We start from the raw sequence: 23,487 nt of genomic DNA on the forward strand, positions 1-23,487 counted from the left end.
ACCCTCTGTCTTCACCCATGCGTGAACCGCACGTCGCTCCCGCCCTTGGCGCCGACAACCTTGATGCCGAAGCCCGTCACCTGGCTGGGCGGCGGTCCACGCTGGTCAGCGTTTTTGTCAATATTGGACTGACGATTGCCCAGGGCGTGATTGGGGTCGTCGCCGGCTCTCAGGCGCTGGTGGCCGATTCGCTTCATTCGCTGTCCGATCTCGTTTCCGACTTTGTCGTGCTGTTTGCCGGCCATCACAGCCGCAAGGGGGCCGATACCGATCATCCGTACGGGCATCAGCGGTTCGAGACGGCGGCCTCGCTGGCGCTGGGCGCGCTGCTGCTGGCGGTGGGCGTGGGCATGCTGTGGGCGGCGGTTGGCAAGATCCAGCATCCGGACGGGGCGCAGCCGGTGCAGACGGTGGCGTTGTGGGTGGCGCTGGCGGCGCTGGCGGCCAAGGAGGGGCTGTTCCGTTATATGCTGCGCGTGGCGGAGCGGGTCAGGTCGAGCATGCTGGTGGCCAATGCCTGGCATGCGCGGTCCGATGCGGCGTCGTCACTGGTGGTGGCGCTGGGCATTGGCGGCAACCTGCTCGGGTATCACGTGCTCGATCCCGTGGCGGCCATCGTGGTGGGCTTGATGGTGTCGCGCATGGGCCTGCGATTTGGCTGGGATGCGATGAACGATCTGATGGACCGCGCCGCCGACGAGGATGTGGTGGCCAGCCTGCGCGACGCGATGCTGGATACCCCCGGCGTGCTGGGCCTGCATGACCTGAAGACCCGCAAGATGGGGGACATGATCCTGGTCGACGTGCACCTGGAGATCCAGGCCGACCTGACCGTCGAGCAGGGCCATGCGATTGCCACCGAGGCGCGCCGTCGCGCGATGGAGCGTGACGACGTCCTGAACGTCATGACGCATGTGGACCCGGTCAGGGTGCCACGCACGCAGCCGGCGCCGGCCGAGTCAGCGTAGGTCGCTGCGCCGGTACAGGCTCAGGCCCACGGCCAGGAAGGCCAGCATGCCGGCACAGCCGCGGTTGATCCACTGCACGGCCCGCGCCGACAGCGTTCGCACCGCGTGGCGGCCGCCGAACGCGTAAATCGCCATCATCACGATATCCATCAGCGCGGCAATCACGGCCAGGATCACGTACTGGATGGCCACGGGCTTGTCCGCGTGGACGAACTGCGGCACGAAGGCCGACGTGAACAGGATGGTCTTGGGGTTCGACAGGGCCACGAACAGCGCGCGAAGGAAGGCCGCGCGGCCGCTGGCCGACGTGGCGTCCGACGTCGCCACCAGTTCCCGCGTGGGGGCTCGCCACATCGAGACCGCCAGGAAGAACAGGTAGGCCGCGCCGATCCACTTGATCGCCGTAAACAGGTGCTCGGATGCCTGCAGCACCGCGCCAAGCCCACAGCCCACGGCGCCGATCAGGATCAGGTCGGCCAGCGCGGCCCCGGCAATGCCGCAGGCCGCCACGCGCATCGGCCGGGTGGCGCCGTTGCTCAGGGCCAGCAACATCGTCGGACCCGGTGTGACCATGACAGCGGCTACCGCAATCAGGTAAAGAAAGAGAGTTGTGCTATCCATCGAACGCGCTCCGGAAAGGCGCCGCATTGGCGAGGCGCCAGTGTGAGCCGATTCGCGCCGATATGCACGTGCTTCCTGTGGATAACCGCGTGAACAAGCCTGTGGGCGGGCGTGGGGGCCGCCTGTGGGGCGGCTGTGGGACGGCTGTGGGGCGTATACGCACAACCCGGCACGTATACGTCAGCGCCCCGGCGTCGTCCTGCGGTTACCCACCCCCGTCCACGTATGCGCCGCACGGTTTCCCATAGGGTTATCTGTTCTGTAACCCATTGATCTAAAAGGAAGAAGCGAGGTTATCCACGGCTGCCGACTGGTGTTAACCATTACTACTACTATTTATGTATACGTAAACAATGTCGGTATACGTATACGGACCGTTGCGCGAAACGCGCCGGGGCAGCCCGCCGACCACCCATGGACCCCTAGCGCGGCACCTTGAACGCCTTGCGCGCCCGCAGCACCGCGGCACGCGTCGCGCAGCCGTCCATGTGATCGTTGACCAGCCCCATGGCCTGCATCAGCGCATACATCGTGGTCGGGCCGACAAACTTCCAGCCGCGCTTCTTGAGATCTTTCGACAGCGCCGTCGATTCGGGACTGATGGCCATCGTGCGCAGCACGTCGGGCGTCAGCGTCTTCGGCCGGCTTTTCGGGTCGGGCTCGAACTTCCAGAAGTAGGCCGCCAGCGACGGCTCGGTCTTCAGCAGTTCCTGGGCGCACTTCGCGTTGTGGATAGCGGCCTCGATCTTGCCGCGATGGCGCACGATGCCGGCATCGCCCAGCAGCCGCTCCACGTCGCGCTCGGTAAATCGCGCCACCTTGTCGATCTCGAAATTGGCGAAGGCCTTGCGGAAGGCCTCGCGCTTGCGCAGGATGGTCAGCCAGCTCAGGCCGGACTGGAAGCCTTCCAGGCACAGCTTTTCGAACAGGCGCCGGTCGTCGTCCACCGGAAAGCCCCATTCGTTGTCGTGATAGTGGCAGTAGTCCTCCAGATCCCCGCACCAGCCGCAGCGTACCGGGGTCTGCGGCGCGGATGTCGTCGTCATTCGCCTTCGCTCCTTGGGTCCATGGCGCACACGGGCGCCGCAGCGATCATGCGCCCGGAAGGCCACGCCGTAAAGACCGCGGCCCGCCGGATCCGGACATCCAACTGACAAACGGCGGCGCATCGCGGGCGAAAAAAAGCCAACCCGGAGGTTGGCTTCCTTGCGGCGGGGAAACTGCCGGGTCAGGCCAGCTTCTTGCCCGTACGGTCGTGCATGAATGCCAGAGCAACCAGGCTGATGGCCGCGGCGGCAATCACGTAGTACGCCGGGGCCAGCTTGTTGTGGGTGGACTCGATCAGCCACGTCACGATCAGCGGGGCGAAGCCGCCGAAGATCGTCACGGCGAAGTTGTAGGCCAGCGACAGGCCGGTGGAGCGCACTTCGGTCGGGAACTGCTCGGCCAGCACGGCCGGCGCGGGGCCCGTGAAGGCGGCCAGCAGGATGCCCAGCACGATCTGCACCTGCAGCAGCGTGGCGGTGGTCGGCGACACGTTGAGCCAGTGGAACAGCGGGTAGGCCAGCACCAGGATGGCCAGCGCCACCACGCTCAGCATGCGCTTGCGGCCCACGCGGTCGGACAGCATGCCCATCAGCGGGCACAGCACCAGGATGATGGCGCCGCAGATGGCGGTGGACTGGAACGTCGCACCCAGCGGCAGACCCAGCTGCTGCTTCGCGTACGACGGCATGTAGAACACCAGCACATAGGTGCAGACCGTCCACAGGATAGTCACGCCCAGGCCGGCCAGCACTTCGCGCGGGTGGTCGCGCAGCACCTGCGACAGCGGCGAGAACTTCACATTGTTGGCGCGACGCTCGGCCTGGCGCTGCTCGAACTCGGGCGGCTCTTCCAGGTGCGACCGGATGTACATGCCCACCGGGCCGATCAGCAGGCCAAACAGGAACGGGATGCGCCAGCCCCACGCGTCGATCTGGGCCTGGTCCAGGCCGTTGGTGACCAGCGCGCCCATGGCGGCGCCCAGCATGAACGAAATGCCCTGGCTGGCCTGCTGCCAGCTGGCGTAGGCGCCGCGCTCCTCGTCGGGCGCATGCTCGATCAGGAACGCCGTGGCGCCGCCCACTTCGCCGCCGGCCGAAAAACCCTGGATCAGGCGGGCCAGCACGATCAGCGCCGGTGCCCAGAGGCCGATCGATGCATAGGTGGGGGCCAGGCCGATGATGGCCGTACCCAGCGCCATCAGCAGGATGGTCAGCGTCAGCGCGGCCTTGCGGCCCACGCGGTCGGCGTAGACGCCCAGCACGATGGCGCCCACCGGGCGCATGAAGAAGCCCACGCCGAACGTGGCCACGGTCAGCAGGAACGATGTCAGGTCGTTGCCGGTGGGGAAGAACAGCTTGGCGATGATGACCGCGAAGAAGCTGTAGACGGTGAAATCGAACCATTCCAGGCCATTGCCGATGGTGGCGGCGATGATCGCGCGCCGTCGGGTGGCTTTGGACAGGTCGTTGGCGGATGCTGCAGTAACGGACATAAGGCTGGCTACAACGATGAAGGAACCGGTGGATGCCCCCGCCAGTGTGCCCCGGCGGTGACGCAAGCCAGCATCTTAAGCGATTCCTTACATCGATTTGTCATACGGATGTTCCGACAAAGGTTGTCGATGCATCACCTGTTGCCCAGGCTCCCGAACCGCGACGGCCCTAGCCGGCGCCGTGCCCCTGATGGTTGGGCGTGTGGGGCGTCTGGGTGGGCGCGGTCAGGTCTAGCGGGGTCATGTCGCGGGCCGGCAACGGGCGCTTGCGCGTGAACCACAGCCAGGCGGCGCTCGAGAGCCAGCCAATGACGAAGACGGTGTCGCCGGCATGGTTGAGCAGGGCCGGCGCCAGCGGCGTGCCGAACACGTCGGCCAGCATCTCGGCCGGCAAGCGCGCGACGATCCAGAGCAGCACGGCCGGGCCGCTGCCGTAAACGCCGGGCTGCCACCACAGCGCGTGGGGCAGGGCGTGCAGGGGATCGAAACGCTTTGACACGGGCTTTCTCCGGCGGATGCGTGAGCCGCATCTCTGGAGCACATCATAGGCCGATTCGTGCTACGGCCGCTGTCGGTGTTTGGGGAAACCGCGCGGGGTGTGTGCGGTATCCAACGCCCAGCATGCACGGGGCGCCGGACCTTCAAGTTTTTTGCAGGACTTGTCCGCAAAAGCCATGTGTCACGGCGTGACATCTTTGCCAGACTGCATCCATTGGATACCTCCGCTTACCGGCCCGACGCCATGACTACCCTCTTGCCCGCCATCTATGTGTCACACGGATCGCCGATGCTGGCGATCGATCCCGGCCCCACCGGCGCCGCGTTCGACGCGCTTGGCGTGCGCCTGCGCGCGTTGAAACCGAAGGCCGTGCTGGTGATTTCCGCCCACTGGATCTACAGCACGCTGGCCGTCAGCACGCGCGCGCGCCAGGAAGCCTGGCACGACTTCGGCGGTTTTCCGCGCGAGCTGTACGCGCTGCGCTACGACGCCCCGGGATCGCCCGACCTGGCCGCGCGCGTGAAATCGCTGATCGAGGCCGCCGCCATTCCGGGCGCCGGATTCGTGGCGGAAGACGAGGAACGTCCCCTCGACCACGGCGCCTGGATGCCGCTGCGCCATTTTTTCCCCGATGCCGATGTGCCGGTGGTGCAGCTGGCCTTCAACCCATACCTGAGCCCGGCGACCCAGATCGAGATCGGCCGCGCGCTGGCGCCGCTGCGCGCCGAAGGCGTGCTGGTGATCGGATCGGGCAGCTTCACCCATAACCTGCAGGAAGTGTTTGGCGGCGGCGCCCGCAAGGCGCAGCATGGCCCGGAGACCGAGCCCTATGTGGACGCCTTCCGTGACTGGATGGCCGATGCGCTGAACGATGCGCTGGCCACCGGCGACGTGAGCCGGATTGCCGACTACCGCACCCAGGCGCCATTTGCGCGCCGGGCCCATCCGACCGACGAGCACCTGCTGCCGTTCTACGTGACGCTGGGTGCGGCCATCGGCCCGGACGCGACGGCAGGCACGGACGCCAGCGTGGCCCGTGTGGCCGACGAAGTCACGTACGGCGTGCTGGCCATGGACACCTTCGTGTTCGACGGCATCGGCACCGGCCACGCACCGCTGCCCAAGGCGGCCTGATGGCTGCCTGATCCCGGCCGGACCCGCGCTGGCGCCGGTCAGGTCGTCAGATAGCGCCGCACCGACCGCGCGCCGAACAGCGCGATATAGCCCATCGTCAGCGCCACCACGGCGATGCCGATGCGCAGGCTGGCCAGGTGCGCCACGCCGCCGATCATCACGGGGCCCAGCAGCAGGCCCACGTAGGCAAAGCGTGCCACGCGCGCGATGGCTTCGGCAGCGGTCACGCCAGGCAGGCGCGACGCCGCCACGAAGAAGATCGGCACCATGTTGGCGGCGCCCAGGCCCATCAGGCTGAAGCCGATCAGCGCGGCCAGCGGCCAGGGCACGGCAATGGCCAGTGCGATACCGGCAAAGCCCAGCCAGGCGCTGCCGGTCAGCGTGCGGGCATCGCCAAAACGGGCCCGCAGGCGGTCGCCGCCGAAGCGGCCGCAGGCCATGCCGCCCGAAAAGGCCGCGTAGCCGAAACTGATCCATGCCAGCGGCGCCTCGGTGACCTCGCGCATGTAGACCGTGGTCCAGTCGTACATCGCCCCTTCGCCCACCAGCCCCAGAAACGCCATCAGGCCCAGCAGCCACAGGCCGCGCGTGGCGTGGTCCTTGTGATGCTCGGCCGTGGGCAGCACCGGATGGTCGGCCAGCAGCCCGCGATGCGTGCCCAGCGCCACGGCCGCCGTCATGGCCGCGATCAGCGCCGTGTGCAGCAGCGGCGGCACCTGCAGGCTCAGCATCAGCCCGCCGAATGCGGCGCCGATCATGCCGCCCAGGCTGAACATGCCGTGCAGCGCCGACATCACGGGCCGCGTGCTGCGGCTGGCCTCCACGGTGGCGGCCTGCGCGTTCATCCCGACATCGAACATCGCATTGGCCATGCCGAATACCAGCAGGGCGGGCAGCAGCAGCGCAAAGCTGGGCATGGTCAGGATCATCAGCGTCATGCAGGCAAACGCGACCCCGCCCAGCATCGACGCCCGGGCGCTGCCCATCTTGCCCACCCAGCGGCCCACCGGCCCCATCACCAGGATCGCCCCGCCGGCCACGGCCAGCATGGCCAGCGACAGCATGGCGTCGGACAGCCCGAAGCGGGCCTTGATGGTGGGAATGTGGACCCCCCAGGTGGCAAACGTGGCGCCATTGGCAAAGAACAGCGCCATGGTGCCGCGCGTGGCGCGCGAGACGGCCGACGGGGACGGGGCGGGAACGGAGACGGAGGGCGAAGACGTTTCGATCGAATAATCAGACATCAGGAATCAGGACAACCGGGTACGGCCGGGTACGGCCGGGACAATGAGGCACGGCGAGGCACGGATCGGAAACACTCAGGCCGGCGCGGCGCCAGGCCGCAGCAGGCCGCGCTGGTGCAGGGCGAAGGCAAATGCGGCCAGGGCACCGATGGCCAGCGCCACCATGACCCACAGCATCAGCCAGTAGCCGCCGGCCACGCGCCAGAGCAGGGCGCCAATCCACGGCGCGGCGGCTTGCATCAGCAACACCGGGGTCATCATCAGCCCGTTCAGCGTTGCATAGTGATGACGCGAGATCAACTCGGGCATGGCCATCGCGCGCAGCATGGTGTTGACGCCGTTGGCGCATCCATAGCACACCGCCGCCACCATCAGCCAGTAGCCGTCGCCGAGCGTCAGGCACAGCAGGCCCAGGCTCATGACGATATACACCGGCATCGACAGCCGCACCGGGTGATCGATGGGCAACCGCGCCATGGCCAGACGGCCCGCCACCTGTGCCGGCCCGATCAGCGCCGCCACGACCAGCTGCTGGCCCACCGGCAGGCCCTTTTCGGTCAGCATCGGAATCAGGTGGGCGCCCAGCAGCGATGCGATCACGGCGGTGGCCGTGAAAGCCAGTACCACGGCCCAGAAGACGGGCTGGCGCAGCGTGGTGCGCGTGATGCTGGGCGACGCGGCGGCCAGCGGGGTGCTGGTGTGTGCGCCGGTATGGGAATAGCTGGGGTGCACCGCGTAGCGCAGCCGGGCGTGCAGCGGCGCGCAGACAAACAGGTTCAGCGCCGCGAAGATGACCAGCGTCTCGCGCCAGCCCAGATGCAGCACCAGCCACTGCCCGATCGGAATGAAGATGGTGCTGGCAAAGCCGGCGAACAGCGTCACCTGGACGATCGGCTTCTGGTAGCCATCGCCGAACGCCTGCCGCAGTACCACGAAGGCCGGTTCGTAGAGCGTGGACGCCATGGCCAGCCCCAGCGGCAGCCACATCAGCAGGAACAGCGCCGGCGACGGGCACCAGGCCCACAGCAGCAGCCCGATGGTGGCCAGCACCGACCCGATGCCCATCACCTTGCGCGCCGGCACACGGTCGAGCAGGCGGCCCACCGCGAACGAGCACATCGCCCACACCAGCAGTCCCAGCGAGAAACCGCCGGCCAGGAACGGCTTGCCGTAGCCCAGCGAGTCGTTCATCGGGCCGATGAAGACGGTGAACGTGAAGTACAGCGTGCCCCAGCTGATGATCTCGGTGATGCCGAGGGTCCAGACGATCTGGCGAGGCGATAGCTGGGCCGGGGCTGCGGTGGAATCGGGGGCGGCGGAAGCAGTCATGGCGCGCCCGGCGCGATTGGGGGGGCGCCGGTGGCGGTGCGGTCAGTGGAGCGGAAATTGTATCGGCGCAGCCACGGGTGAGGGAAGGCGCACGCCGGGGGGTATCAAGGGGTCAGCCGCCAAAACCGGCGCCGTCCGGCGGGCCCTTCAGTTCGACCGTGTTGCCATCGGGGTCCTTCACGTAGATCGACGGACCCTCGCCTTCGGCGCCATAACGGCGTTGTACCGGGCCGGCATCGACATGATGAATACTCAGGTGCTGAAAAACGGAATCAGTATCAAACGGATCGATACGCAGGCAGAAATGGTCAAGATTGCGGCCTTCCGTACCCGGCCCTGCGCCGCCGGCCTGGCCGATGGGCCCGTCCAGCGACACCAGGTCGATCAGGCTGCCGCCGGCCCGCAACTGGGTGAGGCCAAAGGCGGGCTGTTCTTTTTCCACCGAGCAGCCCAGCACATCGACATAGAAACGCACCAGCCGCGCGACGTCGGCGGTGCGCAACACCAGGTGGTCGATACCCCGGATCGCGAACATGGCGCGTCAGTCCCGTGCGTGGCTACTTGTGCAGCCCGTCGTACTCGATCACCTTGAGGCTGGCCAGGTCCACGCCGTCCAGGCAGCGCGCGTTCACGGCGGCGGTGGGGTTGCCCTGCGGGTCGGTGGCCTCGGAGTATGGCCCGACGCCGCAGGTGGGGCAGAAGCGGTGGGCGATCTTCATCGTGTTGAAGCGGTAGGTCGACGCGTTCGCGTCGGGCGTCTTCAGCCGGAAGTTCGCCTTGGGCACGAACCAGAGCAGGTGGCCGCGCCGGCGGCACATCGTGCAGTTGCATTGCAGTACCTGCGTGAGCTCGCCGTCGGCCTCGAAGGCGACGCGGCCGCAGTGGCAGCTTCCCTGATACGTGGTCATGGTGTCTCCGGTTTGCCGTGTCTGGCTATTGACGGTCACTGGTCCGGGATCAGCCGCTTGCCCAGACTGACCGCCGCATCGCGGCCATAGCCGAGCCGGTCGTAGAACGCCAGCACGGCGTCGTTGGTCTCGCGCACCAGCAGGTTGATCTTCGGGCAGCCGCGCTCGATCAGCAGGGCCTCGGCGTGCGCCATCAGCATACGCCCGTAGCCGCGGCCCTGGAACTCGGGATGCACGGCCAGGTAGTAGACCCAGCCGCGGTGGCCGTCGTAGCCGATCATCGCCGTGGCCACCAGTTGGCCGTCCACTTCGCCCACGCGGAACAGCTCGGGCTGGGTGGTCAGCTTGCGCGCGATGTCCTTGTGCGGATCGTTCCACGGCCGGGTCAGGCCGCAGGCTTTCCACAGGCCGACAACGGCGGTTTCATCGGCGGGGCGGTAGGGGCGGAGTTGCATGGGGCGGCTGGGAGTCATACGGGTTCCCAGTGTAGCCATGACCGATCGGATGTTGAAAGGGCCGCGCTCTCCCCCGGCCCCTCTCCCGCCTCGGCGGGCGGGGGGACCAGGCCGCCCGACGATCGGTTACGCCGCCTGCTGCCCTGCCTGCGGATCGCGGAACAGCTTCAGCAGGCGCTCCCACTTGCCGCGCGCGGCCTTGAGGTTGTTGTCCTTCACGTGGCCGAAGCCGCGGATGTCGTCGGGCACGTTGGCCAGCTCCACGGCGGTGCCGTGGTTGGCGGCCGTGAGGCCCTTCGACAGCTCGTCCAGCAGCGCGCGGTATTCGCCGATCAGCGCGCGTTCGGTGCGGCGTTCCTCGGTCTTGCCGAAGATGTCGAGCGCACCGCCGCGCAGGCCCTTGAGCTTGGCCAGGATGCGGAACAGCGTCATGGTCGACGGGCCGAAGCGGCGCTTGACCAGGTTGCCCTTGTCGTCGCGCTTGGCCGTGGTCGGCGGCGCCAGCCAGAAATTCAGCTGGTAGTCGCGGCCCGGTTCGCCTTCGAACTGCGCGCGCAGCTTGTCGAGGAAGATCGGGTCGGTGTACAGCCGCGCCACCTCGTACTCGTCCTTGTAGGCCATCAGCTTGGCCAGGTTGCGCGCCGCCGCCTCGGTCAGCGGCAGGGGCTTGCCGGCGCCCACCAGCGTGCTTTCGGCCGCGCGCACGCGGTTCACGACATCCCGATACTGCTCGGCGTAGGCCGCGTTCTGGTACTTCGTCAGCAGTTCCACGCGGTTGGCGATCAGCTTTTCGAGCAGCGCGCCGCTCGACGTCGGCAGCTTCACCACGTCGGCGCCCTCGGTCTGCGTCTTGAGCTTGCCGGCCAGCGACAGCACGCGGTCCGGGTCGTGGGCCATATGGCGGCCCCAGTCAAAGGCGGCCTTGTTCTTGTCGACCGACACGCCGTTCAGCTCGATGGCGCGCTCCAGGGCCTCGAGCGTCAGCGGAATCCAGCCCTTCTGCCACGCGTAGCCCAGCACCAGCGGGTTGGTGTAGATCGTGTCGCCCAGCAAGGCCACGGCCAGCGCGCTGGCGTTGAGGAAGTCGCACTGCTCGCCCACGGCGTTGCGGATATCCTGCTCCGCCGACAGGCCCGGGAACTGCCACTTCGGGTCCTTGATGAATGCGGCGGTCGGGGTTTGCGCGGTGTTCACCACGGCGCGCGTGCGGCCCGACTGCGTTTTCGAGATGACCTCGTCGGTGGCCGACACGATGGCATCGCAGCCGATCACCAGGTCGGCCTCGCCCATGGCGATGCGCGTGGCATGCAGGTCGTCCGGCCTGGCCGCGATCTGCACGTGCGACAGCACCGCGCCACCCTTTTGCGCCAGGCCCGCCATGTCCAGCACGGTCACGCCCTTGCTTTCCAGATGTGCCGCCATCCCCAGCAGACCGCCGATCGTCACCACGCCCGTGCCGCCCACGCCCGTCACCAGGATGCCGTATGCGCGTCGGATCTGCGGCAGCGCCGGCAGCGGCAGGTCGGGCAGGCCGCTCATCGACACGCCACTGGCCTTGGGCTTGCGCACCTGCGCGCCTTCGGCCGTGACAAAGCTCGGGCAGAAGCCGTTCACGCACGAGAAGTCCTTGTTGCACGACGACTGGTTGATCTGGCGCTTGGTGCCCAGTTCGGTTTCCAGCGGCTCCACGGACAGGCAGTTCGACTTGACCGAGCAGTCGCCGCAGCCTTCGCAGACGGCGTCGTTGATGAACGCACGGCGTGCCGGGTCGGGGAAGGTGCCGCGCTTGCGTCGGCGGCGCTTCTCGGTGGCGCAGGTCTGGTCGTAGATCAGGATGGTGCAGCCGGGCACCTCGCGCAGTTCGCGCTGGATCGTGTCGAGCTGTTCGCGCGGATGCACGGTCAGCCCTTCGGGCAGCTTGATCGCACTGTTGTACTTCTCGGGCTGGTCCGTGACGATGACGATCTTCTTCGCGCCTTCGGCGGCCACCTGGAACGCGATGTCCTGCACCGACAGCTGGCCGTCCACCGGCTGGCCGCCGGTCATGGCCACGGCGTCGTTGTAGAGGATCTTGTAGGTGATGTTCACGCCGGCCGCGATCGATGCACGGATCGCCAGCAGGCCCGAATGGAAGTAGGTGCCGTCGCCCAGGTTGGCAAATACGTGCTGGTCGCCGGCAAACGGCGCCTGGCCGATCCAGGCCACGCCCTCGCCGCCCATCTGGCTGAAGGTGCTGGTGTTGCGGTCCATCCAGACCGTCATGTAGTGGCAGCCGATGCCGGCCAGCGCGCGCGAGCCCTCGGGCACGTTGGTGGACGTGTTGTGCGGGCAGCCCGAGCAGAACCACGGCTTGCGCTCGGCGGTCACGCGCGGCGTGGCCAGCGCACGCTCCTTGGCGTGGATGATGGCCAGCCGCGATTCGATCCGCGCGCGGATATCGGCGGGCAGGTCGAACTTTTCGAGGCGCGTGGCGATGGCCTTGGCGATGATCGCCGGCGACAGTTCATAGTGCGCCGGCAGCAGCCAGTTGTTCTGCGGGATCGACCATTCGCCGCCCGCGTTGTCCTTTTCGTCGAACTTGCCGTAGACCTTGGGGCGCACGTCGTCGCGCCAGTTGTACAGCTCTTCCTTGAGCGCGTACTCCATGATCTGGCGCTTTTCTTCGACCACCAGGATTTCCTGCAGGCCTTCGGCAAACGCACGCGCGCCGTGGGCTTCCAGCGGCCAGACGCAGCCCACCTTGTACAGCCGGATGCCCAGCTGGGCGCAGGTGGCGTCGTCGAGGCCCAGGTCGGACAGCGCCTGGCGCGTGTCGAGGTAGGCCTTGCCCGCGGTCATGATGCCGAAGCGCGCGTGCGGTGAATCGATCTCGATTCGGTCGATCTTGTTGGCCCGCACGTAGGCCAGGCCGGCGTACCACTTGAAGTCCAGCAGCCGGGCTTCCTGCTCCAGCGGCGGATCGGGCCAGCGGATATTGAGCCCGCCCTGCGGCAGGATGAAGTCGTCGGGCAGCACGATCTGCACGCGGTGCGGATCGAGTTCGACCGAGGCGGACGATTCCACCACGTCGGTCACGCACTTCATGGCCACCCACAGGCCCGAGTAGCGGCTCATGGCCCAGGCGTGCAGGCCGTAGTCCAGGTATTCCTGCACGTTGGACGGGTAGAGCACGGGCAGGCCGCAGGCCTTGAAGATGTGCTCGGACTGGTGCGCCAGCGTCGAGGACTTGGCCGAGTGGTCGTCGCCGGCCAGCACCAGTACGCCACCGTGCTTGCTGGAACCGGCCGAGTTGGCATGCTTGAAGACGTCGCCGGTGCGATCGACGCCGGGGCCCTTGCCGTACCACATGCCGAACACGCCATCGAACTTGGCGTCCGGATACATGTTGACCTGCTGCGAGCCCCAGACCGCCGTGGCGGCCAGGTCTTCGTTCAGCCCGGCCTGGAACACGACGTTGTGCGCCGCCAGGTGCTTCTTGGCCTTCCAGAGCGACTGGTCGAGTGCGCCGAGCGGGGAACCGCGATAGCCGGAAATGAAGCCGGCGGTATTCAGGCCGGCGGCGCGGTCGCGTTCCTGCTGCAGCATCGGCAGACGTACCAGGGCCTGCGTGCCGCTGATGTAGATGCGGCCTCGCTCCAGCGTGTACTTGTCTTCGAGGGAAACGTTTTCGAGCGCGCGGCGGATGGCGTCGCTGACCGGTGGGGTCAGGGGGGCATTCATATGTGCTCCTCTTTGGGGCCCTGCGTGGGGCATGCTGTCGGGATCACCGACACATCATTGATGGGCAGCCGACCGTGGTCTCTTGTGGAGGCGTCGGGCGGCCGTGTCTCTGCGCGGCATGGTAGCACCGGCGTGCAGGCCGCGGTACCGTGCGATGCAGCATAAAACGCGCCAGATACCCCCGTGCTTTCCCGTATACGCCTATGCTGCACGTGTACACTGCGGTGCATCCAAATGGCGCGCGCGTAAGATCGATGATGTCTGCGCGCCACACGCCGGGGGCGCCGCCATGGTGCAACCCGGCCCCACCAGAAGAACCGAACATGACCAATTCCCCCCGCCAGGGCGCTACCCTGGCCGTGCTGATCGACGCCGACAATGCGGCGCCCGCCATCGTCGAAGGCCTGCTGGCCGAAGTGGCCAAGTACGGCGTGGCCGCCGTCAAACGTATCTACGGCGACTGGACGCGCCCAAACCTGTCGGGCTGGAAGGACCGCCTGCTGGCCCATTCGATCCAGCCGATCCAGCAGTTCCGCTACACGGTGGGCAAGAACGCCACCGACAGCGCCATGATCATCGACGCCATGGACCTGCTCTACACGGGCCGTTTCGATGGGTTCTGCATCGTGTCGAGCGACAGCGACTTCACCCGCCTGGCGTCGCGCATCCGCGAGCAGGGCCTGACCGTCTACGGCTTCGGCGAGCGCAAGACGCCCAAGCCGTTTGTCACCGCCTGCGACAAGTTCATCTACGCGGACGTGCTGCGCGGCGATGCCGACACGGACGCCGATGCCGACACCGACACCGGCACGGCACCGACGCGCCGCCGCAGTTCGCAGGAGCTGCGGCAGGACTCGCGCCTTGTGCGGCTGCTGCAGAGCGCATCGCAGGCCGTATCGGACGAGGACGGCTGGTCCACGCTCGGCGGCATCGGCAACTACATCGCCAAGCAGGCCCCCGAGTTCGATTCGCGCAACTACGGCTACGGCAAGCTGTCGGAGCTGGTTGCCGCGACCAACCTGTTCGAAGTGGAAGCCCGCAACGGCGGCAACAACAAGACGATCTGGGTGCGGCTGAAGAAGCGCGGCAAGGGCGAGGGCGGCCAAGGCGGCCAGCAGGGTGGCCAGGCCCAGCAGGGTGGCCAGGCCCAGCAGGGTGGCCAGGCCCAGCAGGGTGGCCAGCCGCAGCAGGCGCAGCCGCAACCCCAGGCCCAGCGCCCGGCCCCGGTGAAGCCGGCACCCGCACCCATTCCCACGCAGACCGTGGCACAGCCGGTCCCCCCGGTGGAAACGCCCGCGCCGGTGGTGGACATGGAAGCCCTTCCTGAACCCGCGCCTGCGCTGTCGGCAGACGACGAGGCAGCCGGCTCGGCCTCGACGCTGATCCCCGAGACCGTGGAAGCCGCCGATGAGATGCCGGCACCGCGCGGCAGGCGTTCCCGGCGTCCGGACGTGACGCTCAGCGAAACGCCATGGCCGATCGATCAGTCGGTATTCGCCGCACCGGGTACGACGGTCCTGGCGGCGCAGGTGACGGAGGCAGTGCCGGCGGCATCGGCCGAGCCTGCCGCCGATGTCGCCGAGGCATCGTCGCCCGAAGCCGAAACGGAGACCAAGGCACCCGCCAAGCGGAAGCCCGCCGCAAAGAAGGCCACCCCACGCAAGGGTGCGCCGGCGAAGAAGGCGGCCAAGGCTGCGGAATAAGCGTTAGCCGGCCCGCAGGCGCCGGGCCCTCTCCCCCCAACCCCTCTCCCGCCATGCGGGAGAGGGGTTGGGGGGAGAGGGCCAGGGAGCGTGAACGGCTACCGCTTTACCGCACCAGCTGATTGATCTCGATGATCGGCATCAGCACCGCCAGCACGATGAGCAGCACCACCACCCCCATCGTCAGGATCAGCAGCGGCTCCAGCAGGCTGGTCAGGAACAGCGTGCGGCGCTCCAGTTCCTGCCCTTCGCCGATGGCGGCGCGCTCCAGCATGATGGGCAGGTTGCCCGTGGCTTCACCGGATCGGATCAGGTGCACCAGCACCGGCGGAAACTGGTTCTGCGCGGCCAGCGCGCGGGCCAGCGACGCGCCTTCGCGCACGCGCGTGGTGGCGTCGTCGACGTTGTTCTTGAGCGCCACGTTCGTCAGCGTTTCGCCTGCCGCCTGCAGGCTGCGCAGGATCGGCACCCCGGCCGACACCAGGATGGCCAGCGTGCTGGCAAAGCGCGCGGTGTTGTAGCCGCGAATCAGCTTGCCCACCAGCGGCGCGGTCAGCAGCCAGCGATGCCAAGACAGCTTGATGTCGGGCTGCTTCAGCAGGCTGCGGATGATCGCCGAAATCACCGCGATCACGGCCACCGCGGCCCACCACCAGTTGCGCACGAAATCGGACAGCCACAGCATGATGATGGTCAGCATGGGCAGCTTCTGCTTGGTGTTGGCGAACACGCTGACCACCTGCGGCACCACGTACGACAGCAGGAAGATCACGATGGCGAACGCCACGAACGTGACGATGGCCGGATAGGTGAACGCCAGGCGGATCTTCGACGTCAGCTGGTTGCGCGTCTCGATATAGGTGGCCAGCCGCTCCAGCACCACGCCCAGATGGCCCGAGTGCTCGCCCGCCGACACCAGCGCCCGATAGATGTCCGGGAAGTCCTTGGGATGCTGGGCCAGCGCCACGGACAGCGAACTGCCGCCCATGACCTCGGCCCGGATGCCAGCCAGCAGCTCGTGCACGTACTGGCGCTCGGCCTGGTCAGCCAGCGCGCCCAACGCTTCGTCGAGCGGCAGGCCCGACACGATCAGGCTGGCCAGCTGGCGGGTGAACAGCGCCTGCTCCTGCGTCGACAGTCGCCGCACGAAAAGGGTACTGCTGCTGCGCTGGGCCAGGCCGGCACCGGCCAGCGGATCGACGGTAAGCGGCGTCAGGCCGCGCGCACGCAACTGGGCGCGCGCCTGCTTGGGACTGTCGGCCTCGACGACGCCCCGGTCGGCGCGGCCAGAGGCATCGGCAGCTTCGTAGCGATAGGCAGGCATGCTGCGGTCCCCGGCTTATTCGCGCGTCACGCGCAGCACCTCTTCCAGCGAGGTGGCGCCGCTGTCGATCCAGCGTTGCGCATCGCCGCGCATCGTGTGCATGCCCTTGGCCAGCGCCACCTGCTTGATCTCGGATTCCGGCTGCTGGCGATGGATCATGGTCTGGATCTCGTTGTCGACGGTCAGCAGCTCGTAGACGCCCATCCGGCCCTGGTAGCCCGAATGGCCGCACTTGTCGCAGCCCACCGCGTGCCACACGCGCTGCAGCGGCTTGCCCTGCGCGTGCAGGGCTTCCGACTCCGTCGCCTTGACCTCGATCACTTCCTCGCGCTTGCAGTGCGGGCACAGGCGCCGTACCAGCCGCTGCGCCAGCACGCCAAGCAGCGACGACGACAGCAGGAACGGCTCGATGCCCATGTCCACCAGCCGCGTGACCGCCGATGCCGAATCGTTGGTGTGCAGCGTGGCCAGCACCAGGTGGCCGGTCAGCGAAGCCTGCACCGCGATCTGCGCGGTCTCCAGGTCGCGGATTTCACCGATCATCACCACGTCCGGGTCCTGGCGCAGGATGGCGCGCAACGCCTTGCCGAACGTCATGTCGATACGCGGGTTGACCTGCGTCTGGCCGATGCCGTCGAGGTCGTACTCGATCGGATCTTCCACGGTCATGATGTTGGTCGTGTGCGAATCGAGCCGCGACAGCGCCGCGTAGAGCGTGGTGGTCTTGCCGGAGCCGGTCGGCCCGGTCACCAGCACGATGCCGTGGGGCTGGCGTACCAGGTGGTCGAAACCGGCCAGCGTTTCGGGTGCCATGCCCAGCCGGGCCAGGTCCAGCCGGCCGGCTTCCTTGTCCAGCAGACGCAGCACCGCGCGCTCGCCGTGGCCCGTGGGCAGCGTCGAGACGCGCACATCTACCGGGCGCCCGCCCACGCGCAGCGTGATGCGGCCGTCCTGAGGCAGGCGTTTCTCGGCAATGTCCAGCTGCGCCATGATCTTGATCCGCGAGATCAGCGCGCCGTGCAGCGCCTTCTTGGGCCGCACCACGTCACGCAGCGTGCCGTCCACGCGGAAGCGCACCACGGACGACGACTCGAACGGCTCGATGTGGATATCCGATGCCTGCTCGCGCGCGGCCTGGGTCAGCAGCGCGTTGATCATGCGGATGATCGGCGCGTCGTCCTCGGATTCCAGCAGGTCTTCGACGGCGGGAATGTCCTGCATCAGGCGCGACAGGTCCACCTCGCCCTCGACCTCGCCCACCACCTGCGCGGCCGAGCCATCCTGGCGGTTGTAGGCATCCGACATCGCCGCGTCCAGCGCGGCCGGCTCCAGCACGCGCAGGTGCAGCGCGCCATGCACGCGCGCCACTTCGGCCAGCGCGGCGGGCGACGTCTGGCGGCTGACCCAGACTTCGAGCCCGTCCGGGCGCTGGTGCGCAATCAGCAGCGGCGCCTCGCGCGAGAACGAATACGGCACGAGCCGCGCCGCCATCGGCGACGGCGGCTCCAGAGGCGCTTCGGCTCCGGCGGCGGTGGCGAGTGTTTCGGTGGCCATGTCGATGATGCTCAGCTCTGCGAGGCCTGACGCGCCGCGAACGACTCGTCGTTGAACGACAGCGGCCGCGGTGTCGCGGACTGGGGCGCCTGTTGCGGCGCTGGTTGCGGCAGCGGTTGCGGCAGCGGTTGCGGCGCCGGCTGCGAACCCGGCTGGCCGGGCGTCTGGTCCAGCGGCAGCGGACCCTGCTGCAGGGTGCCGCCGCGCGGATCCACGAACGGCGTGGTCGGCGCGTTGGCCGGCGGCAGCACCGGCGTCACCGCGTCATGCACGATCATGTTAGGCGACACGAAGCCTTGCTGCTGCGTGCGCATGTAGTCGTAGCGGTCCTGCGTCAGGCGGTCGGTGGCGGCCGTCGTACGCATCACATATGGGCGCAGGAACACCAGCAGGTTGGTCTTGGCGCGGTTCTTGTTTTCGTAGCGGAACAGCGAGCCGATCCAGGGGATATCGCCCAGCAGCGGCACCTTCTGCACGCCGTCGCCGTAGTTGTCCTCGATCAGGCCGCCCAGCACGATGATCTGGCCGTCATCGACCAGCACGTTCGTCTCGATCGAGCGGACGTTGGTGGTCGGGCCCGAGGTGTTGGCGAGCGTGCCGGCGACCACCGACGACGATTCCTGGTAGATCTGCATCTTGACCAGCCCGCCCTCGCTGATCTGCGGGCGCACGCGCAGCGTGATACCGACGTCCTTGCGGTCGAAGGTCTGGAACGGCGTCACCGAGGCGCTGCTGCCGGTCTGCGCATAGGAGCCCGTCGTGATCGGAATGTTCTGGCCGATCAGGATCTTGGCCTCTTCGTTCTCGAGCGTGATCAGGTTCGGCGTGGACAGCAGGTTCACGCTGCCATTGGTGCCCAGTGCCCGCAGCAGCGCGCCAAGGCCCAGGGCCTTGTTCACGACGCCCAGGTTCAGGCCGCCCGCCGTGGGCAGCAACTGCTGGATCGCCGCCAGGCCGGCGGTCTTGTTCTCGCCGTAGAGCACGCCGGCCGCGGTCAGGTTGACGATGTTCTGGCCGCCCGTGCCGAAGTTCGTGCCGGCAAAGCCGGTGACGCTGCCGCCGCTGTTGACCAGACCCTGCCACTGGATGCCAAGTTCGCTGGCCTGCGTGGACGTCACCTCGACGATCATCGATTCGATGTAGACCTGGGCACGGCGCGCGTCCAGATCCTCGATCACGCCGCGCAGGTTGCGGTAGACCGGTTCGCTGGCCGTGATGATCAGCGAATTGGTTGACGGATCGGCCTGGATGATGCCGCCCGTGGTGGGCTGCTGGTTCACGGCAAACGACGACGAGAACGCATTCGAGCCGCCGCCCGAGCTGCCAAAGCCCGACGAGCCCGAACCGCTGCGGTTGTAGCCGCTGCTGCTGCCGCCGGTGTACTGGCCGCCCTGCGGCAGCGAGGTGGTCTGCGACGTGGCGCCCGTGGCGCCGGCGATGCCGCCGGCCTGACCGCCCTGCGTCGAACTCGCGAAACTGCTATCCGCCGCGACGATCGCGCGCAGCGTGGCCGCCAGTTTCACCGCATCGGCATTCTTCAGCGGCACCACCCAGATATTGCCGGGGCGCGCATAGGGCTGGTCGATCTTCTCGATCAACTGGCGCGCCTGCTGTACCCGGGCGCGGCTGGTGGCGCGAATAATCAGCGAATTGCTACGTGGCTCGGCAACGACGGTGGTGCGCAGCGACGCATCGCCGGCTGCCGCGCCGCCCCCGGCACCGCCGGCCGCCGATGGGTCGAGCAGCTTCTGCAGCACCACGGCCGCATCGCTGGCCACGGCGTTCTTGAGCGGAACCAGTTCGACTTCGCCCGATGCCGGCGCATCCACGGCCGCGATGATGCGGGCCAGGCGGCGCAGGTTGTCGGCGTAGTCGGTGATCACCAGCGTGTTGTTGGCCGGGTAGGCGGTGATGGTGTTGTTGGGCGCGATCATCGGACGCAGCACCGGCACCAGGTTGTTGGCCGACTCGTAGTTCAGCCGGAACACCTGCGTCACCACCTGGTCACCACGGCCGGCGCCGCCGCCGATCACGGTCGGCGACCCCTGCAGCTTGGCATCGGCCTCGGGCACCACCTTCGTGAAGCCGTTGGATTCCACCATCGCGTAGCCCTGCATGCGCAGGACCGACCCCAGCGTTTCCAGCGCCTGGGCACGCGACACCGGCTGCTCGGTCACCAGGTTCACGGTGCCCTTCACGCGCGGGTCGATCACGAAATTCTTGCCCGTGGCCTGGCCCACCGCCTTCACCACCGATTCGAGATCGGCGTTGACGAAGTTCAACACCACCTGGTCACGGTTGCGTGGCGAGATGTCATTGGGCTGCGGTACCTGCTGCTGCGGCTGGGCCCACGCCATGGCGGGCGACAGCAGCGACAGGGTGCACAGCAGCGCGGTAGCGCGGGCGCAGACGGTGCGGACGAGGTGGTGGTGTGCTTGCGTTGTCATCATCGGTTTCAGGCCCGGGCTTCGGCGATCAGAAGCGCAGCCTTGTCACGTTGTTTTCTGTTCGTCCCAGCAGGCTCAGCAGGCCCGCCAGCTGGGTGGCCGCCTCGGGGTCGGCATGGGCCGTACCTTCGAAGCGGGACTGCCGGCCGAGCGTGCCGCTGCCCTCCAGATGCAGCGGTCCGGCCGTGGTCTTCAATTGCAGGCGGCCGGCGGCGCCGGCCAGGTCGACTTCCGCGCGATAGCTGCCCAGCGGGCGCAGGCGGCTCACCGCCGCCGACATCTGGTCCAGTTGCAAGGTCAGATGCCCGAATTTCTGGTTGCCGGCAAACTTGCCCTGCAGCGCCGTCCAGTCGATCCGCATCGTGCCGTCCGGCCGCAGCGTGTTGAACGGGGCGCCAATGCCTTCCAGCAGCGACGCCGGCAGGCGGATGCCGCCCGACTGCACGGTCCAGCCGGCGGGCGTCACCGCCACCGCTACCGGCGCGGCCATCGTCATGTCCTGTTCCAGCACCAGGCGCAGCGTGCCGGTCAGCAATGGCCAGAACGCCACGTCCCAGGTCAGCCGGCCCGGCAGCACGGTCGATGTCTGGCTGCCCGCGCCGGCGGACAGCGCCAGCGTGGCGCTGCCGTGCCACAGCGTGCCGGCCGCATCGGCCAGCAGCACGCGGCGTCCGCTTTCCGTGGCAATGCGTTCGGCCATCCACGTGGCGGGCAACGAAGCCGTCACCGTCACCACCACGGTTGCCGCGCCCAGCAGCGCCCAGCGCAGCCATTGCGAGCCGCGCGACGCGCGGACGCGCCGACGGGGCAGGCGCAGGGCCTCGAGCCGCGCCATCAGTTGCGGCCACCGGCACCGGGGCCTTGCAGCGTTGCCGTGACATTGACCAGCGCCGTGGCGCCGACATAGCTGATGCGGGCGTCCGTGACCTTGAGCCGCTGCTGGGCGCGCACATCCTGCAGCCAGCTGGCCACCGCGCCAAAGGCCACCTTGTCCAGCTGGACCTGCACGGCGTTGTCGCCGGTGGCCGCCAGGCGCGTGGCCTTCAGGCCATGCTGCCCGAGGTTGTCCTGCAGCGCCTGGGTCAGCGCATCGCCCCGCAACGACGGCGCCGGGCTGGCTTGCAGGCCGCGCGCTTCCTGCGCCAGGGTTTCCATTTCGGCCAGGTCGGCGCGCTGCGCCGGCAGGTTGCGCATCAGGCGGTCCCGGCCGGTCGCGGCCGGCTCCCACAGCACCAGGTAGCCGAACACCAGCACCAGCACCACCGCGCCACCGCCCAGGATCGCCTGTTCGCGCGGATTGCGGGCGTTCCAGAACGTGTCGAAGCGTTCGCGCCACGCGTCGGGCACGCGCGGGCGCAGCCGGCCGAGGCGGCCAGCGGACGTACCCGTTGCGGCGGTGCCGGCGGCGGGGCGCTTTGCGGATGGACCGAACTTCATGCGCCGGCCCTGCCTTGCGCCGGACTGTCGGCGCGCGCTTCGCTCTTGATCGTCCAGCGCGAGCCGGGCGGGGTCGGGGCGCCGCCCGCACGCACGGCGGCGTCCGGCGGCGTCTTGTCTTCTTCCATCTGCAGGCCTGCTTGCCGCGCCGCACTGCGCAGCGCATTGGTATTGGTGCCCGGCTTGAGCGTGACGTAGAGCGCGCCGGCGCGATAGTCGAGCTGCAACAGCGCATCGGGGGGCAGGCTGTGGGCGGCGCGTGCGAAGCCGTCGGCCAGTGGCAGGAAATCGCTCGGTGTGCTGCGGCCGCTTGCCGTGCGCAGCTGTTCCATCTGGCGGCGCATCAGCAGCGGCGGCTCGGCCACCGGCGGCACGTTCGGAAAGGCGGTATGGAGGATATCGATCTGGGCGGCTTCGATGCGCTTCGACTCCTGCCGCAACATCAGCCATTGGGCGTTCATGCCGATGATCTGCACCAGTGCCAGCCCGACGGCCAGCGCCACCGGCAGGCGCCAGGCCAGCACGTTCCAGCGGTCCATCCGGCCCTGCGCGAACTCGAACTGCGCCAGGTCGACCTGCGGATCGCGCAGGCAGGCTTCGGCGCCCGCCAGCCAGATACGCCAGTTTTCGGAAATCCGCGATGCACGTGCGACCGGCCGCTGCGCACGCAGCGCCGGGACCGGCGCGTGGGCCAGTGCGGCAGGGTCGCCGTGCCATACGCCGGCCGGAGCCAGCACCTGCCAGGCGGCCAGGGCCTGGTCATTGAGCAACAGGCCGTAGCCGTCGTAAGGGCCGGTCCGGACCGTCAGCTGCCAGAGTCGGGCCGTCTCGGCGGCTGCCGGCGGCGGCGCGGCGGCGTCCAGCAGCGAGGCCGACTGGGCCAGCGCCGATGTCGCGGCTTCCACCACCAGCGTCGCCGGCTGGGCCGCGTCATCGGCCGTGGCGGGTGCCTCGGGGACAGACGGCTGCGGCGCGGGGGCGGGCGCGGCGTCTCCGGCCATCGCCGGTTCCGGTGTCGGTGTCGCTGTCGGTGCCGGGACATCGACGACATCGACGGGTGCCGGCGCCGGCGCGGTGGCTTCCTCCAGTGGCAGGCACAACTGGGCCGGCAGCACGTTGCGCCGGCGGTGCTTGTGTTCGGTGAACTGGTCGAGCGCGGCGCGCAGCCAGGCGCGGTCGGTGACCATCAACAGGCGACGGCGCGGGCCGCGCGCCGGGGCGGCGGGATCGAGCGCCGGGCCCAGGGCGATATGGCATGGCGCGGCGTCCGTGGCCAGCATGTCTTCCACCAGGTTCGGCAGGGCCAGCCGTAGCCGGGCGGGCGGCAGCGGCGGCACCATGGCTGCCGTGAGCAGCACATCGCTGGCGGCCAGAATCAGGACCAGGCGGTCCGCCGCCGGCATTTCCGCCGCCAGGGCGTGGCCTTCGCGCAACAGCTCGGGCGCCGCCGACAGGCCGCCGGCGCGGCTTTTTTCCGCGGATGCCCGTACCAGCGCAAAAGGCATCGCGCCAAACTGCCACGGTTGCGGCTGGTCATGCGGCCGGTGCGGCAGGCGGACGTAGAGCGTGGTACTCAAGATTTCCCTGTTGTCTGTGGCGAAGATG

At 68.3% G+C, this 23,487-nt stretch carries 19 protein-coding genes; 3 read left to right on the plus strand and 16 right to left on the minus strand.

Going from position 1 to position 23,487, the window contains the following annotated elements:
* Window positions 1–17: 17 nt before the first annotated feature.
* Window positions 18–968 carry a cation diffusion facilitator family transporter gene (locus tag AC3G88_RS17445; RefSeq protein WP_488771813.1) on the plus strand — a complete coding sequence of 317 codons (951 nt, stop codon included), beginning with the start codon at window positions 18–20 and terminating at the stop codon, window positions 966–968.
* On the opposite strand, the gene AC3G88_RS17450 is transcribed toward AC3G88_RS17445, so the two are convergent.
* The 4 genes from AC3G88_RS17450 to AC3G88_RS17465 form a co-directional block, all read right to left on the minus strand.
* Complete coding sequence (locus tag AC3G88_RS17450; protein WP_153946406.1) at window positions 960–1,589, minus strand: LysE family translocator; 630 nt, start codon at window positions 1,587–1,589, stop codon at window positions 960–962. The genes AC3G88_RS17445 and AC3G88_RS17450 overlap by 9 nt on opposite strands.
* Window positions 1,590–2,011: 422 nt before the next feature.
* Window positions 2,012–2,635, minus strand: coding sequence for a DNA-3-methyladenine glycosylase I (locus tag AC3G88_RS17455; protein ID WP_153946407.1), 624 nt, complete (start codon window positions 2,633–2,635; stop codon window positions 2,012–2,014).
* 182 nt (window positions 2,636–2,817) lie between these two features.
* Window positions 2,818–4,128 (minus strand): MFS transporter, encoded by a 1,311-nt coding sequence (locus tag AC3G88_RS17460; RefSeq protein ID WP_092602366.1) that lies wholly within the window; start codon window positions 4,126–4,128, stop codon window positions 2,818–2,820.
* A 169-nt stretch (window positions 4,129–4,297) separates the two neighbouring features.
* A complete protein-coding gene (locus AC3G88_RS17465; RefSeq protein ID WP_488893690.1) occupies window positions 4,298–4,585 on the minus strand; it encodes a hypothetical protein in 288 nt (95 codons plus the stop codon).
* 285 nt (window positions 4,586–4,870) lie between these two features.
* On the opposite strand from AC3G88_RS17465, the gene AC3G88_RS17470 reads away from it, so the two are divergent.
* Entirely contained in the window at window positions 4,871–5,761 is an 891-nt protein-coding gene (locus AC3G88_RS17470; protein ID WP_488893651.1) for a DODA-type extradiol aromatic ring-opening family dioxygenase, read from the plus strand.
* 38 nt (window positions 5,762–5,799) lie between these two features.
* On the opposite strand, the gene AC3G88_RS17475 is transcribed toward AC3G88_RS17470, so the two are convergent.
* The 6 genes from AC3G88_RS17475 to AC3G88_RS17500 form a co-directional block, all read right to left on the minus strand.
* Entirely contained in the window at window positions 5,800–6,915 is a 1,116-nt protein-coding gene (locus AC3G88_RS17475; protein ID WP_488771871.1) for an MFS transporter, read from the minus strand.
* 165 nt (window positions 6,916–7,080) lie between these two features.
* Window positions 7,081–8,334 (minus strand): MFS transporter, encoded by a 1,254-nt coding sequence (locus AC3G88_RS17480; protein WP_488893652.1) that lies wholly within the window; start codon window positions 8,332–8,334, stop codon window positions 7,081–7,083.
* Between the two features lie 112 nt (window positions 8,335–8,446).
* On the minus strand, window positions 8,447–8,869 hold the full coding sequence (locus AC3G88_RS17485; protein WP_488893653.1) for a VOC family protein: 423 nt from the start codon (window positions 8,867–8,869) through the stop codon (window positions 8,447–8,449).
* Window positions 8,870–8,891: 22 nt separating this feature from the next.
* Window positions 8,892–9,242, minus strand: coding sequence for a GFA family protein (locus AC3G88_RS17490; RefSeq protein WP_400395201.1), 351 nt, complete (start codon window positions 9,240–9,242; stop codon window positions 8,892–8,894).
* 35 nt (window positions 9,243–9,277) lie between these two features.
* Window positions 9,278–9,697, minus strand: coding sequence for a GNAT family acetyltransferase (locus AC3G88_RS17495; RefSeq protein ID WP_488771818.1), 420 nt, complete (start codon window positions 9,695–9,697; stop codon window positions 9,278–9,280).
* A gap of 126 nt (window positions 9,698–9,823) precedes the next feature.
* On the minus strand, window positions 9,824–13,417 hold the full coding sequence (locus AC3G88_RS17500; protein ID WP_488771819.1) for an indolepyruvate ferredoxin oxidoreductase family protein: 3,594 nt from the start codon (window positions 13,415–13,417) through the stop codon (window positions 9,824–9,826).
* 323 nt (window positions 13,418–13,740) lie between these two features.
* Between AC3G88_RS17500 and AC3G88_RS17505 the strand changes: the two genes are divergently transcribed.
* Entirely contained in the window at window positions 13,741–15,120 is a 1,380-nt protein-coding gene (locus AC3G88_RS17505) for an NYN domain-containing protein (RefSeq protein WP_488893654.1), read from the plus strand.
* Between the two features lie 106 nt (window positions 15,121–15,226).
* Here the strand turns inward: AC3G88_RS17505 and gspF are convergent, their stop codons facing one another.
* From gspF to gspL, 6 genes are all read right to left on the minus strand, one after another.
* Window positions 15,227–16,444 carry a type II secretion system inner membrane protein GspF gene (gene gspF / locus AC3G88_RS17510; RefSeq protein WP_488893655.1) on the minus strand — a complete coding sequence of 406 codons (1,218 nt, stop codon included), beginning with the start codon at window positions 16,442–16,444 and terminating at the stop codon, window positions 15,227–15,229.
* 15 nt (window positions 16,445–16,459) lie between these two features.
* Entirely contained in the window at window positions 16,460–17,935 is a 1,476-nt protein-coding gene (gene gspE, locus AC3G88_RS17515; RefSeq protein ID WP_488893691.1) for a type II secretion system ATPase GspE, read from the minus strand.
* A gap of 74 nt (window positions 17,936–18,009) precedes the next feature.
* Complete coding sequence (gspD, locus tag AC3G88_RS17520; RefSeq protein ID WP_488893656.1) at window positions 18,010–20,445, minus strand: type II secretion system secretin GspD; 2,436 nt, start codon at window positions 20,443–20,445, stop codon at window positions 18,010–18,012.
* A gap of 28 nt (window positions 20,446–20,473) precedes the next feature.
* Window positions 20,474–21,280, minus strand: a complete 807-nt coding sequence (locus tag AC3G88_RS17525; RefSeq protein WP_488771824.1) for a type II secretion system protein N — start codon at window positions 21,278–21,280, stop codon at window positions 20,474–20,476.
* Window positions 21,280–21,882, minus strand: a complete 603-nt coding sequence (locus tag AC3G88_RS17530; protein WP_488771825.1) for a type II secretion system protein M — start codon at window positions 21,880–21,882, stop codon at window positions 21,280–21,282. Before AC3G88_RS17530 ends, AC3G88_RS17525 begins: the two co-directional genes overlap by 1 nt.
* The gene (gspL, locus tag AC3G88_RS17535) at window positions 21,879–23,459 is read right to left on the minus strand and encodes a type II secretion system protein GspL (RefSeq protein WP_488893657.1); all 1,581 of its coding nucleotides are present in this window, start codon (window positions 23,457–23,459) and stop codon (window positions 21,879–21,881) included. Before gspL ends, AC3G88_RS17530 begins: the two co-directional genes overlap by 4 nt.
* Window positions 23,460–23,487: the final 28 nt, after the last annotated feature.

Source organism: Cupriavidus sp. 86D6, from assembly GCF_057815095.1.

Bases quoted from the DNA above. Each gene is read 5' to 3' on its own strand.
- AC3G88_RS17485 (WP_488893653.1), bottom strand. From the start codon at position 8,869: ATGTTCGCGATCCGGGGTATCGACCACCTGGTGTTGCGCACCGCCGAC.
- AC3G88_RS17505 (WP_488893654.1), top strand. From the start codon at position 13,741: ATGACCAATTCCCCCCGCCAGGGCGCTACCCTGGCCGTGCTGATCGAC.
- AC3G88_RS17490 (WP_400395201.1), bottom strand. From the start codon at position 9,242: ATGACCACGTATCAGGGAAGCTGCCACTGCGGCCGCGTCGCCTTCGAG.
- AC3G88_RS17450 (WP_153946406.1), bottom strand. From the start codon at position 1,589: ATGGATAGCACAACTCTCTTTCTTTACCTGATTGCGGTAGCCGCTGTC.
- gspD (WP_488893656.1), bottom strand. From the start codon at position 20,445: ATGACAACGCAAGCACACCACCACCTCGTCCGCACCGTCTGCGCCCGC.
- AC3G88_RS17480 (WP_488893652.1), bottom strand. From the start codon at position 8,334: ATGACTGCTTCCGCCGCCCCCGATTCCACCGCAGCCCCGGCCCAGCTA.
- AC3G88_RS17460 (WP_092602366.1), bottom strand. From the start codon at position 4,128: ATGTCCGTTACTGCAGCATCCGCCAACGACCTGTCCAAAGCCACCCGA.
- AC3G88_RS17500 (WP_488771819.1), bottom strand. From the start codon at position 13,417: ATGAATGCCCCCCTGACCCCACCGGTCAGCGACGCCATCCGCCGCGCG.
- gspE (WP_488893691.1), bottom strand. From the start codon at position 17,935: ATGGCGGCGCGGCTCGTGCCGTATTCGTTCTCGCGCGAGGCGCCGCTG.
- AC3G88_RS17525 (WP_488771824.1), bottom strand. From the start codon at position 21,280: ATGGCGCGGCTCGAGGCCCTGCGCCTGCCCCGTCGGCGCGTCCGCGCG.
- AC3G88_RS17495 (WP_488771818.1), bottom strand. From the start codon at position 9,697: ATGCAACTCCGCCCCTACCGCCCCGCCGATGAAACCGCCGTTGTCGGC.
- AC3G88_RS17445 (WP_488771813.1), top strand. From the start codon at position 18: ATGCGTGAACCGCACGTCGCTCCCGCCCTTGGCGCCGACAACCTTGAT.
- AC3G88_RS17530 (WP_488771825.1), bottom strand. From the start codon at position 21,882: ATGAAGTTCGGTCCATCCGCAAAGCGCCCCGCCGCCGGCACCGCCGCA.
- AC3G88_RS17475 (WP_488771871.1), bottom strand. From the start codon at position 6,915: ATGGCGCTGTTCTTTGCCAATGGCGCCACGTTTGCCACCTGGGGGGTC.
- gspF (WP_488893655.1), bottom strand. From the start codon at position 16,444: ATGCCTGCCTATCGCTACGAAGCTGCCGATGCCTCTGGCCGCGCCGAC.
- AC3G88_RS17455 (WP_153946407.1), bottom strand. From the start codon at position 2,635: ATGACGACGACATCCGCGCCGCAGACCCCGGTACGCTGCGGCTGGTGC.
- AC3G88_RS17470 (WP_488893651.1), top strand. From the start codon at position 4,871: ATGACTACCCTCTTGCCCGCCATCTATGTGTCACACGGATCGCCGATG.